The 13,025-nt window shown below is 44.6% G+C and carries 9 protein-coding genes and 1 pseudogene; 4 read left to right on the plus strand and 6 right to left on the minus strand.

Going from position 1 to position 13,025, the window contains the following annotated elements; all coding sequences use genetic code 11:
* Nucleotides 1-1,128 precede the first annotated feature (1,128 nt).
* From IEW69_RS13040 to tgt, 3 genes are read right to left on the minus strand one after another with little or no spacing between them, the layout of a single operon-like run.
* Nucleotides 1,129-2,022 (minus strand): DMT family transporter, encoded by an 894-nt coding sequence (locus IEW69_RS13040; RefSeq protein WP_188627305.1) that lies wholly within the window; start codon nt 2,020-2,022, stop codon nt 1,129-1,131.
* Nucleotides 2,023-2,024: 2 nt separating this feature from the next.
* Complete coding sequence (locus tag IEW69_RS13045; RefSeq protein WP_188627306.1) at nt 2,025-3,128, minus strand: LptF/LptG family permease; 1,104 nt, start codon at nt 3,126-3,128, stop codon at nt 2,025-2,027.
* Complete coding sequence (gene tgt, locus IEW69_RS13050; protein WP_188627307.1) at nt 3,129-4,259, minus strand: tRNA guanosine(34) transglycosylase Tgt; 1,131 nt, start codon at nt 4,257-4,259, stop codon at nt 3,129-3,131.
* A 128-nt stretch (nt 4,260-4,387) separates the two neighbouring features.
* Here tgt and IEW69_RS13055 point away from each other — a divergent pair, with 128 nt between their 5' ends.
* The 4 genes and pseudogenes from IEW69_RS13055 to IEW69_RS13070 form a co-directional block, all read left to right on the plus strand.
* Nucleotides 4,388-5,509, plus strand: coding sequence for a glycosyltransferase (locus IEW69_RS13055; RefSeq protein WP_188627308.1), 1,122 nt, complete (start codon nt 4,388-4,390; stop codon nt 5,507-5,509).
* Nucleotides 5,500-6,132 carry a 16S rRNA (guanine(527)-N(7))-methyltransferase RsmG gene (rsmG, locus tag IEW69_RS13060; protein WP_229663620.1) on the plus strand — a complete coding sequence of 211 codons (633 nt, stop codon included), beginning with the start codon at nt 5,500-5,502 and terminating at the stop codon, nt 6,130-6,132. The genes IEW69_RS13055 and rsmG overlap by 10 nt, the downstream gene beginning before the upstream one ends.
* A 168-nt stretch (nt 6,133-6,300) precedes the next feature.
* Nucleotides 6,301-7,392, plus strand: coding sequence for a DNA-processing protein DprA (dprA, locus tag IEW69_RS13065; protein ID WP_188627309.1), 1,092 nt, complete (start codon nt 6,301-6,303; stop codon nt 7,390-7,392).
* A gap of 19 nt (nt 7,393-7,411) precedes the next feature.
* Nucleotides 7,412-8,401, plus strand: a pseudogene (locus IEW69_RS13070) (PLP-dependent cysteine synthase family protein); the annotation flags it as partial.
* Nucleotides 8,402-8,540: 139 nt separating this feature from the next.
* On the opposite strand, the gene murA reads toward IEW69_RS13070, so the two are convergent.
* The 3 genes from murA to IEW69_RS13085 all read right to left on the minus strand — a co-directional run bounded on the left by murA (nt 8,541) and on the right by IEW69_RS13085 (nt 12,961).
* Complete coding sequence (gene murA, locus IEW69_RS13075) at nt 8,541-9,866, minus strand: UDP-N-acetylglucosamine 1-carboxyvinyltransferase (protein WP_188627311.1); 1,326 nt, start codon at nt 9,864-9,866, stop codon at nt 8,541-8,543.
* A 29-nt stretch (nt 9,867-9,895) separates the two neighbouring features.
* Nucleotides 9,896-10,579 (minus strand): DUF4290 domain-containing protein, encoded by a 684-nt coding sequence (locus IEW69_RS13080; RefSeq protein ID WP_188627312.1) that lies wholly within the window; start codon nt 10,577-10,579, stop codon nt 9,896-9,898.
* A 72-nt stretch (nt 10,580-10,651) separates the two neighbouring features.
* Entirely contained in the window at nt 10,652-12,961 is a 2,310-nt protein-coding gene (locus tag IEW69_RS13085; RefSeq protein ID WP_188627313.1) for an ATP-dependent helicase, read from the minus strand.
* Between the last annotated feature and the right edge of the window lie 64 nt (nt 12,962-13,025).

The following is a 13,025-nucleotide window of genomic DNA, read 5'->3' on the forward strand; positions in this document are numbered from 1 at the left end:
GCTGTAAGATACACTAATCACCTGAAATCCTTTGTCGAAATTTGGGTGGTAGTTGAAGATTGTTGTCGTGCCTCTGCGTTAGATTCTGTGATCACATGGATCCATTTGCCTGATTTTGCATGCTGGAAGGTGCATCAATCCGTGTGTTTTTTGCGTGTTTCAGATTGGTATTTAGTGCTGAATATAGGCATTTATTGTGTCGTTTTCTGCGTGGTTTCTGTGGTTATGTTGACCATATTAATTGTGTTTATGAGTGGTAGAATTGTGATTATGTTTTGTATTTATGGGTAATAAAATTGGGGGTGCGTTTTGTAATAATCAATCTTAAATTGCGCTTACTTCATGATTATTAACGACTAATTACATGTTGTATATTCGGTTTCCTGGTCCGGTTATATGGTATTCTTGAGGTGATTTATTTCGATTTTATTCTAATTTATTTCACGCTTTTGTTGTAATAGTGTACTCGTGTATGTGTGGTTTTTGCGCTGGTTTAGCTCGACTTATTTCGTCGTTTTTGGTCTTTGTATGTTGGTTTCTTAGCAGTCAGGTGTCACTATATTTGTAATTAAATGCCTTTGTTATATCATTAAAAGCCCCTTTATTTGACGACCAAACCGTACTTTAAGCAAGTGTTTACCATGTGTAATCGGGTTAGTGCAGTTCTCCTATTCATGTTTCTGGATATGTTTTCAGGTGTTAGTTTTGAAGATATCTAGCCATACTTGGGTCTTCATTTTACGGTGTCTTGCCTCGGATTTTCAGCCGAACTACAAGTGGCGTAGCCTAGTTAATCCATCTTTTTCTTTCTGGTATTGGCTTTAACAGGTAGTTGCTCTGGCTTGTTTTTGCTGTGCCTTTCCGCTTTAATTCTTGGGTATTCGGCTGTGTGATTTGCCTTGAATTGATATTCTTAATTGGAGTGTCGGCGATGAATGCTGCTATATGTAGAGGGGATTATATGCGGTATGAGCCTTGAATTTTAGCTCATGTGATTAGCTGAAACATTTGCTCTGTGGCCTTGATATTCGTGCTTATGACCATCCAAATTTCATGCTATAGCGATGCCCAATGCACGCCTAATACTAGCCATTGGCCTGCAATTTATGTGGTGTATCCTGGAAGGTGTTACTGTAGTTTCTTACGTGTTTTATAGATCGGGTACAGGAAAACAGCGCCTAAAATTAACACTGCTCCGATGTAGAAACCCAGGGTCATTTTCTCCTGTTTTCCGAAAAAAAGGAAAGCTAGCATTATGCCATATACAGGCTCCAGATTGGTGATTAGTGCCACCCTGAAAGCGGAAAGCGTACGCATAACAGATACCCCTGCAACGTAGGCAAGCGCAGTACAGATGGTGCCCAATACCACTAAATAGATCCAGTCTGTACCACTTAGGCTGAAGGTCTCTGTGGCGAGAGATCCATCGAAAAGACGGTAGATGGTAATCCAGAAAAAGGCGCCTGCGATCTCATAAAACCCAATCACCTGAGGCTCGGTTTTCTGAACAAGTGTAGAGTTAAAGATGTTGAATATACTCGATGCAAGTGCTGCAGAAAGCCCAAAGATTATACCCAGGGTATACTGACTCTCAAACTTAAAGATCAGGTAAATGCCCAGGATGATGATCAGGCCGATTACGATGTCTGCAACCAGTATTGGCTTCCTTTTTATCAGGGGTTCCAGGATTGCCGTAAACAACGTAAACGACGAAAGGCAGACCAGCGTTACAGAAACTGTCGACACTTTGATGGCGTGGAAGAAGAGAATCCAGTGAAGCGCCACGATGCTTCCGATCATGAAAAACTGCACAAACTGCTTCCTGCTTACCTTGATATTTACCTTCGCAATCGTGAAATACAGGAACAAGGTAATGCTTGCAATAAGCACCCGATACCATACCATTTGTACGGCATCGATGGAGATCAGAGCACCCAAAATTCCGGTGAAGCCCCATACAAAAACCGTAAGATGAAGGATCAGGAGGTTTCTTTTTTCAGTGGCAGGAGTGATGTCAGACATGATTATTTAGGTGCTTTTCTAAGCAACACGTAGCCTAGAATTCCGAAGAGTATGGTGGGTAGCAGTACTGCAAAAAGGGGTGGAATACCGCCTTTAATGGAGAACATTTTTGCGAATTGGTTTAATACGATGTATCCGAAGCTCAGGAAAATTCCGATCCCCAGTGGTAAGCCCACGCCTCCGCGAACTTTACGCGAGGAGAGTGCGACACCAATTAAAGTCAGTACGAAGGCCGAGAGCGGCTGTAAATAGCGCTTATATTGCTCAAACAGGAGGTCGTTCATGATGCCGGATCCACGGACGCTTTCCTTGCTGATTTTATCAGAAAGCTCCCGGTTGCTCAGGTTCTCATAGATGTTATCATACGCGGAAAAATCATCCGGCCGCATATCCAGTATGGTGTCTTTCTTCTTATCACCACCGTTAATAAAGGTTTCTTTTAAGCCATCAATGTTGCGGATGGTGTAGTTGCTTAGCCTCCAGGAACGCTTGGTAGAATCCCATGTTATGGACTCCGCCACGATCTTCTTGCGCATCACATCACCATCGAAGTTATCGAGGATGAACTTCGTCCCAATTTTGGTTTTGTTGTCAAAACCGTCGATATAGATGTATGTGTTTTTATCCAGCTTCATGTGAATCTGGCCTTTCACAGAAGGATTGCCCTGCTTCACATAGGTATTCTCAAAGGTATTCTTGAGGGTGTTGGTGTATGGTAGGATGTAGAGGTTCGCTGCCAGATTCGCCGCAAAAATGATGAATGCGGAGATGAAATACGGCCTTAAAAACCTGTTGAAACTTACGCCACCACTTAAAATCGGTACAATCTCCGTCTGGTCGGCCATCTTTGCTGTAAAGAAAATTACGGCGATAAAGTTGATCAACGGGGAGAGCATGTTGACGTAGAACGGGATGGAACCGGCGTAGTATAAGGAAACAACCTGCCAGAAGCTAAGGTTGTTCCTTAAAAAATCGTCCAGCTTTTCAGAGAGATCGAAAATCACAATAATCACAACAAAGATCGTCAGGGTATATATAAATGTACCCAGATACTTGCCAATGATGTGGCGGTCTATGATTTTAAGTCTGCCTGTAAGGAAGTCCATTTATAGTTTTTGTCCTAATACTTGCACCATTTTGTTTTTCCACTCATAAAACGTTCCATTAATGATCCGTTCGCGGGCTTCTTTTACCAGCCATAGGTAGAAATTCAGGTTGTGTAGGGTGGCTATCTGGGCGCCAAGCATCTCTTTAGAGTGCATCAGGTGCCTTAAATATGCTTTGGAATACACCTGATCGGCAAACAGGTCGCTATCTGCTTCAATTGGCGAGAGGTCATCTGCCCACTTCTTGTTGCCGATGTTGATGATGCCGTTCTTGGTGAACAACATGCCGTTTCTGGCGTTGCGGGTCGGCATCACACAGTCGAACATGTCTACGCCTAACGCGATATTTTCCAGGATGTTGATTGGGGTTCCTACGCCCATCAGGTAACGTGGTTTTTCTTCCGGGAGGATGTCGCACACCACTTCGGTCATGCCGTACATTTCTTCTGCAGGTTCTCCAACGGAAAGACCGCCGATTGCATTGCCTTCGCGGCCCATGCTGGCGATGAATTCTGCGGATTTTACACGAAGATCTTTGTATACAGAGCCCTGAACGATTGGGAAAAGTGTTTGCTCGTAGCCGTATTTTGGCTCTGTGCTGTCTACACGTTCGCAGCAGCGCTTCAACCAGCGGTGCGTCATCTGGATGGATCTTGCCGCATAGCGGTAGTCGCAAGGGTATGGTGTACACTCATCGAAGGCCATAATGATGTCTGCGCCGATTGTACGTTGGATATCCATCGCAATTTCTGGCGTAAACAAGTGTTTAGAGCCGTCGATATGGGAGCGGAAGGTTACGCCTTCTTCCTTGATTTTGCGTACTTTGCTTAAAGAATATACCTGATAGCCACCACTGTCGGTAAGAATGGGACCGTCCCAACCGATGAATTTGTGGAGTCCGCCTGCTTTTTCCAGGACGTCTAATCCTGGGCGGAGGTATAAATGATAGGTGTTTCCTAAAATGATTTGTGCCTTGATGTCATCTTTGAGTTCCCGCTGATGAACCGCTTTAACGGTACCTGCGGTACCTACCGGCATGAAGATTGGGGTTTGGATTTCGCCGTGTGCTGTTGTAACTGTCCCTGCTCTTGCTTTTGAAAAGGCATCTCGTGCCTCTAAACTAAACTTCATATATTAATTTGCTCGCCAAATAATCCGTCAAAAGTAGCAAAAAAGGCGCTATTAACGCGTTTAAATTTTTATCAACATCGGGAACATTACAGATTATTAATCAGAAATTTGGCCACCAAAAATACACCGTGAACTTATCTATAATAGCGCTGGTGCTGCTTGGCACTTTCCTCTTCTGTTTTCTTGTCCAGCTCTATTTCACCCTCTTTGTACACCTCAAACTTGCTAGGTTTTCAGTTCCGGAGGTTAGTCCTGCTGCAGCCGGGCCGGTTACGGTGATCATTTGCGCGCGTAATGAGGCGGAAAATCTTGAGGCCAACCTGCCAGCTATATTAACACAAGATTACCCCGATTTCGAGGTTGTTGTGGTGAACGACCGTTCCTGGGATGGGACAAAGGAGGTATTGCGTGCATTTGAAGCGCAGTATAGCAATTTGAAAGTGGTTACTGTGCCTGAAACGGCCAGGTACATTGCGGGTAAAAAGTTTGCAGTTACCATGGGCATCAAGGCGGCAAAGCACGAATGGCTGGTGTTTACAGACGCAGATTGTAAGCCTGAATCTTCGAATTGGTTGATGGGTATGCAGCAGCCGGAAGATGCCGCCGTAGAGATTGTGCTCGGCTATTCGCCATACACCAGAACCGGGGGCTTGCTGAACGCGCTCATCCGTTTTGAAACCTTTTTCACAGCAGTAAATTACCTGTCTTTCGCCATAAAAGGTATGCCGTACATGGGCGTGGGCCGGAACATGGCCTACAAAAAGGCTTTGTTTTTCAAGAATAAGGGCTTTGCCACACACATGCATATCCCCTCTGGAGATGATGATCTATTTGTTAATGCGAACGCGCACGCGGGGAATACAGCCATTCAGATACACCCGGATACCTTTATGCATACCGATCCAAAAAGAACCTGGGGCGCATATTTGAAGCAGAAGAAGCGGCATTTTGGCGCTGGAAAAATGTATAAAGCACGGCATAAGTTTATATTGTCTGCACAGATTATTGTTCAATTTCTTTTCTATGTATTGCTCACCGCGATGTTTTGCCTCCGCGAGACGCAGCTCATCGCTGCAGGATTGTTTATCCTGAGTATATTAATACGTGCGTTGGTTTATCCACGACTGCTGATCAAGCTCGGCTACCCGGGCCTTCGGTGGTGGTTTCCTCTGCTGGACATACTATTATTCATTTTTTTAGTGTTTAATGGCATTCTGTCTATCTTTGTCAAAAAAGTACAGTGGAAATAAAATCAGAGCTCCTACAGCAATACTTCAGTAATCTTACCGAAAAGCAGATCCAGCAGTTTGATCAGTTATTTGAGCTTTACAGCTTTTGGAACGCACAAATAAATGTGATTTCCAGGAAAGATATTGAAGCGCTTTATGAACGGCATATCCTGCACTCGCTGGGCATCGCGAAGTTTATTTCCTTTAAACCGGGTGAGAAGGTGCTTGATGTAGGTACTGGAGGTGGCTTTCCAGGCATTCCGCTTGCCATCATGTTCCCGGAGACGCAGTTCCATCTCGTGGATTCCATCGGTAAAAAGATAAAGGTGGTGACGGAGGTTGCAGCGGCACTGGGGTTGACCAATGTTAAAGCTTCACACTCCCGTGCGGAGCAGATCGACGGTAAGTTCGACTTCGTGGTTTCCCGTGCAGTTACCCGCCTGATCGACTTCTATCCTTGGATAAAAGGTAAGTTCAATAAAGACTCCAAGAATTCAGTGCCCAATGGAATCCTCTACTTAAAGGGTGGTGACCTTCGGGAGGAAATCGAAGAGTCGAGGCTGAAAGCCGAGCTTTATCCTTTGTCTGAATACTTTAAAGAGGAATTCTTTGACACCAAGTACGTGGTGTACATTCCGCAGTAAATTTCTGAAGCTAAGTTAAGATCTTAGGCAAAGGTGCTGTACGTTGTAGTTAACCTATGGGGTGAGTAAGGCGCCCAATAGGTTATCTGCTATCTCTGAATTTGCAACAAGCTATCGTATTCCTATTGTTCATACCTTTCGATTTACTTAGATGTCATAACTTACATTATGACGTTGATCTCCAAAATCGCGCTTACGCTCATCAAGGGTGTCGGGCATGTAACAGCCAAGAATCTGCTGGCGACCTTCGGCGATGCCGACTCCATCTTTAAAGCTTCCAAAGAAGCGCTGATGCAGGTTCCGGGCGTGGGGGCTGGCATCGCCGCACAGATTCTGGAAACAGATGCACTTGAAGAAGCTAGCCGCCAGCTCAGGTTTCTGGAGAAGCATAAAATTGAAACCCTATTCTTCAAAGATGACAACTATCCTCGTCGCTTAAGAGAATGTCCGGATGCACCAATTATATTGTACTATAAAGGTACAGCAGATTTAAACCATGCTCGGATAGTAAGCATTGTTGGTACTCGTAGGGCCACAGAATACGGTAAGATGCTATGCAGGCAGCTTGCGGAAACACTAAGGTCATATAACGTGCTGGTGGTGAGTGGACTCGCCTATGGTATAGACATCGCTGCGCATAAGGAGAGTCTTGCCAATGAAATACCGACCATTGGTGTGCTGGGGCACGGATTGGACCGGATTTATCCAAGTATGCACAAAACCATCGCACAGGGGATGCTCCGCAATGGGGGCTTGTTGACCGAGTTTCCGCTAAACACCCTTCCTGATCGGGAGAACTTCCCTAAACGAAACCGCATTATAGCAGGCATTGCCGATGTAACGATCGTAGTTGAAGCAACTTCAAAGGGCGGCGCTTTGATCACTGCAGACATTGCGGGCTCCTACAACCGCGATGTCTTCGCCTTCCCGGGCCGTACGACGGATGAATATTCCCAGGGCTGTAATTTTCTGATCAAGACCAACAGGGCAGGGCTATTAAACCACGCACGGGACCTCGTGTACTACCTGGGCTGGGATGATCCACATCGGAAAAGCGCAGAAAGGCAGCTTAAATTGCCTGTTGGACTATCTCTTGAAGAGCTGAGCATTGTTCAGGTACTAAGAGATGCACCTGCAATGGTAGATGAAATCGCGATAAAAACAACCTTACAGCAAAGCAAACTGGCTATTCATTTGTTGAGTCTAGAGATGCAGGGGGTATTGACATCCTTACCTGGAAATGTTTATAGATTGAATTAATTACCGTATTTTTGTTGCTATGTGGTACAACAACATCCTAGAAACCATTGGAAATACACCTCTGGTAAAATTAAATAACGTAACGGAGGGTATCGAAGCGACCGTTCTGGCTAAAATCGAGAGCAACAATCCTGGAAACTCAATTAAAGACCGTATGGCCTTGAAAATGATTGAAGATGCAGAGAACAGCGGTGCTTTAAAACCTGGCGGTACCATCATAGAAGGTACTTCGGGGAATACAGGTATGGGGCTTGCTATGGCAGCCATCATCAAAGGATACAAATGTATCTTCACCTCAACCGATAAACAATCTAAGGAGAAGTTTGATGCTTTACGTGCCTTTGGTGCTGAAGTGATCGTTTGTCCTACTGATGTTGATCCTGAAGATCCACGTTCTTACTATTCTGTTTCTTCAAGGCTGGAGCGTGAAGTTCCAAACTCCTGGAAACCGAACCAGTATGATAATCTCTCAAATACCCAAGCGCACTACGAGCAAACCGGTCCTGAGATCTGGAAACAGACCGAAGGTAAAATCACGCACCTTGTTGTAGGTGTAGGTACTGGTGGTACCATTTCTGGCGCAGGGAAATACTTGAAAGAGCAAAATCCAGATATTAAAGTATGGGGCGTAGATACCTACGGTTCTGTATTCAAAAAATACAAGGAAACCGGTGAGTTCGACAAGAATGAGATCTACCCGTATATCACAGAAGGTATTGGGGAAGACTTCCTACCGCAGAATGTGAACTTCGACGTGATCGATGGATTCGAGAAAGTTACGGATAAAGATGCTGCCGTAATGACCAGAGACATCGCTTTGAAAGAAGGAATTTTCGCTGGAAACTCTGCTGGTGCTGCTGTCGCAGGTTTACTGCAACTGAAACACCACTTCAAACCAGAAGATGTTGTTGTTGTCATCTTTGTTGACCATGGCAGCAGATACATGGGCAAGATGTTTAACAAAGAATGGATGATGGAGCGTGGCTTCCTGGAAAATGAAACCATTACGGAAATCACCAAGTAAAATAAACTACTAAGCTTTACAACGTTGCGAATGCAGCGCCACAGCAGTTATGCTGCATAAAGCTTTTTCCATAAACAAGAAAAGCCCTGATCATCTCAGGGCTTTTCTTGTTTATGGATAGTATTTAGTGGCCTGGGCCATTACCATCAACACGTTTTATTTGAGCACCAAGTGCACGTAAACGGATGTCGATGTCCTGGTAGCCACGTTCAATCTGTTCAATATTATAGATCGTAGAAGTTCCTTCAGCGGATAATGCAGCAATCAGTAGCGAAACACCTGCACGGATATCCGGAGAAGTCATGCTGATGCCTCTTAAACGGTATGCCTTGTCGATTCCGATAACACTTGCACGGTGTGGATCACAAAGGATAATCTGCGCACCCATCTCAATCAGCTTATCTACGAAGAACAGGCGGCTTTCGAACATCTTCTGGTGGATAAGCACGGAACCTTTAGCCTGTGTAGCAACAACCAGCACAATGCTCAGCAGGTCTGGCGTAAAGCCTGGCCAAGGTGAATCTGCGATGGTAAGCATAGAACCATCAATAAAAGACTCAATCACATAGTGATCCTGAGAAGGGATGTATATGTCGTCACCTTTAAGTTCAAACTTAATACCCAACTTGCGGAAAACATCAGGGATAATACCCAGTTCTGAGTAGCAAACATCTTTAATGGTAATTTCAGAACCTGTCATTGCGGCAAGGCCGATGAAAGAGCCGATCTCGATCATATCCGGAAGCATGCGATGTTCCGTGCCACCCAACTTTTCTACACCTTCAATGGTCAGTAAGTTAGAACCGATACCGGATATTTTCGCACCCATGCGGTTCAGCATCTTACAAAGCTGTTGCAAGTAAGGCTCGCAAGCAGCGTTATAGATTGTTGTAGTGCCTTTCGCAAGCACTGCAGTCATCACGATGTTTGCGGTGCCCGTTACCGAAGCCTCATCCAATAGGATGTAAGTGCCCTGTAAATTGGTTGCATCAACGTTAAAGAACTCGTTTTTACTATCGTAAACGAACTTTGCGCCAAGCTTTTCAAACCCAAGGAAGTGCGTGTCTAAACGGCGTCTGCCAATCTTATCGCCACCAGGTTTAGGGATTGCAGCACGGCCGAAGCGACCCAAAAGCGGACCTACGATCATAATTGAGCCCCTCAAACTACCACCTTTTCTCTTAAAAGTCTCCGATTTAAAGAAATCCAGGTTGATGTTAGCCGCTTTAAACGTGTAGGTGTCTTTAGACAGGCGTTCTACCTCTACACCAAGATCTCCAAGCAGTTCGATCAATTTATTCACATCCTGGATGTCAGGAATATTACTTATGGTAATCTTTTCTTCAGTAAGCAGCACGGCAGATAAAATCTGAAGTGCTTCATTCTTTGCGCCCTGGGGCTGAATTTCACCTTTCAGTTTCTTACCACCAATAATTTCAAATGCATTCATGTGTTGTGTGTTTCTTTTTTATGGTATTCTTAGAATCTAGCCTTTGGGTTATTGTTGTTACGTTGCTGCGGGCGATTATTGTTATTCTGTTTACCTTTATTATTATTGTTGTTATTGCTTCTGCCGCGATTATTATTGGCAGGTCTGTTATTCACCACTGGCTTAAACTCCACCTTGTTCAGGTTAAAGTTTTCATCCAATTTCAATGCACCGCCAGACAGTTCACGCAGGTTTTTAAGGATGGTTTCATCTGCAACGCTGTCCTTGTTCCATTGTACATACGCCATTTTCATGAAGTTAGCAATGCCCTGAGCCATGCTCAACCGGCGCTCGGGATCTTCAACAGCCTTTGTTTTCTCAATCAGATCCTCAACCGTCTTACCATAATGCTTGTAAGTGATTTTCTTCTGCGGATAACCAATGTGTTTAGGTTTCACTTGCGCCTGCTCAATGGTTGGCTTAGGATAGGGGCTATCTACATCAATCTTATAGTCTGATATGATGTGCAGGTGATCCCACAGTTTGTGTTTAAAATCCGCGACATCACGAAGATGTGGATTCAAAAACCCCATCAAATCAATAACTGCCTGTGCATATCTATTGCGCTCCTCCCTGTCTGGCAGCTCGCAAATGTACTTAACCATATTCTGTACATTCCGCCCGTACTCTGCAAGGATCAGTTCGCTTCTGGTGGTATTATAATCGAAATTCATTTTATGTATTTATGAGCCTGGAGCGGGAGAGTGATTTCCAGGCACTTTAATTAATTTAGTAAAGATATATTGTTATTTGACAATCCGCAATTTAGCGAACTTAAGTAACAGTTGTTTGTTGCCCAGCCCCTGGAAAAATACCGTTGCTTTAACATCCGGAAGATTACCTTCCAGGTTAACGATTTTTCCGAATCCAAACTTCTCATGCTCAACTTCCATTCCATTTTGAAAAGCACTCGCCGCATCAGGCGCGAAACCCGGTGTTGGCACGTGTGCTTTGGGCAGAATTGACGTCGTTTTTGGCCGCTGTGCGGGCGTGGCACTGTTTGCCGTACTTGCGCTCGCTGGTTTCGGCTTACTAAAGGCATCCCGCTGTTGCGACCAGCTCCTGCGTTCATCAGAGAAACTGTTTTCACCCAGGGAACTCATTGCAGACTTCGCAACCTCCAGCTCCAGGTATTTTGCATTAATCTCGTTAATGAAACGGCTTGGCTCACAGGTGGTTAGGTTACCCCAACGATAACGTGAAGTTGCGTAAGTTAGTGTAAGTTTTTTCTCAGCACGGGTAATTGCGACATAGAACAAACGTCGTTCCTCTTCCAGATCACTTCTCGAATTCAAGGACATCTGCGATGGAAATAGATTTTCCTCCAGCCCCACCACGAACACGTTTTTAAACTCCAGACCCTTTGCCGAGTGAATCGTCATCAGGGAAACGGTATCTTTTTCTTTATCATCCTGACGATCGTCATTGGTTAGCAAAGCCACGTCCTGCATGAAAGTCGCCAGACTGCGGTCCTCAATGTCCTCACGTTCGGCAAATTCCTTGATACCATTCAGCAATTCGGAAATATTCTCGTACCTGCTCCGGCCTTCAATGCTGTCGTCGGTATGTAGCTCCTTTAAAATGCCTGAATGTTGTGCAATATATAGCGCGGTTTCATAGGCGTCCAACTTTTTCGCCTCCGCCATAAAGCTCTTGATCAGCATGGCAAAGTCGTTCAGCTGACTTGCTATCCTGCCGGGGATGTATTTCTGCGGGTCGCAAACCACATCCCACATGGTGATGTCGTGCTGATCTGCAGCGACAATGATTTTATCAACCGTAGTATCCCCAAGACCCCTTTTCGGGTAGTTGATCACACGTTTAATCGCTTCCTCATCTCCGGGATTGAAGGTCAAACGGAAGTAAGCAATTAAATCCTTGATCTCCTTACGTTGGTAGAAACTTAGTCCACCATATATTTTATAAGGCACATTCAGCTTCCGCAAAGCCTCCTCCATAGCTCTGGACTGGGCATTTGTGCGGTATAGAATGGCGAAATCTTTATGGTCATAACCTTTAGAAGTGCGTTCCTGTACAATGGCTTCAGCAACAAGCTTACCTTCTTCGTTGTCGGTAAAAGCACGTTGAACCTTTATACGGTCGCCACTTTCATTATCTGAAAAGACGTTTTTCTTCAGCTGGTTTTTATTGTTTGCAATAATGCTGTTAGCAACCTCTACAATATTCTGCGTAGAACGGTAGTTCTGCTCCAGCTTGTAGACGTTCAAATCCGGATAATCCTTTTCAAAGTTCAGGATGTTCTGAATGTTCGCACCGCGGAAACCATAGATACTTTGCGCATCGTCGCCAACCACACATATATTAAGGTATGCAGCCGCAAGTTTCTTCACAATGGTGTACTGCGAAAAGTTCGTATCTTGGTACTCATCCACCATCAGGTATCTGAATTTCTGCTGATATTTATTCAGCACGTCGATATGATCTTTCAACAAAACGTTTGTTTTGAAGAGTAGATCATCAAAATCCATCGCACCAGCCTTAAAGCAACGCTTGGTGTAAGTTTCGTAAATTGTACCAATCAGCGGACGCTTGTTAGAAACATCTTCTGCCTGAATCTCTGCACTTTGCTGATATTCCACATGGGAAATCAGGTTGTTCTTCGCTGCAGAAATGCGGTTATAAACGAAATTCGCATTGTATAATTTATCATCCAGCTGCATTTCGCGCAGGATGGAACGGATCAGACTTTTGCTATCGTCCGTATCGTATATCGTAAAGTTGGAAGGATATCCAATTTTCTGTGCTTCAACCCTTAAAATCTTCGCAAACACAGAGTGGAAGGTACCCATCCAGATGTTTTTAGCCTCTGCACCGATGACTTTGATGATACGCTCGCGCATCCCCTTAGCCGCTTTGTTGGTAAAGGTTAGTACCAATATATTGAAAGGATCCACACCTTTTTCTATAAGATGCGCCACCCGGTAAGTAATCACCCTGGTTTTACCCGATCCTGCTCCAGCAACAATCATTGCCGGGCCCTCGGTATTCTCTACTGCTGCACGCTGTTGTGGGTTTAATCCTGCTAAGTAATCCAAATGAAAAAAATTAATGCGCGAAGTTATAAATTGAGGAGGTAATTTATAGACGCTGTTTAAAACA

It is taken from the genome of Pedobacter quisquiliarum, assembly GCF_014642175.1.
Lineage (GTDB): Bacteria > Bacteroidota > Bacteroidia > Sphingobacteriales > Sphingobacteriaceae > Pedobacter > Pedobacter quisquiliarum.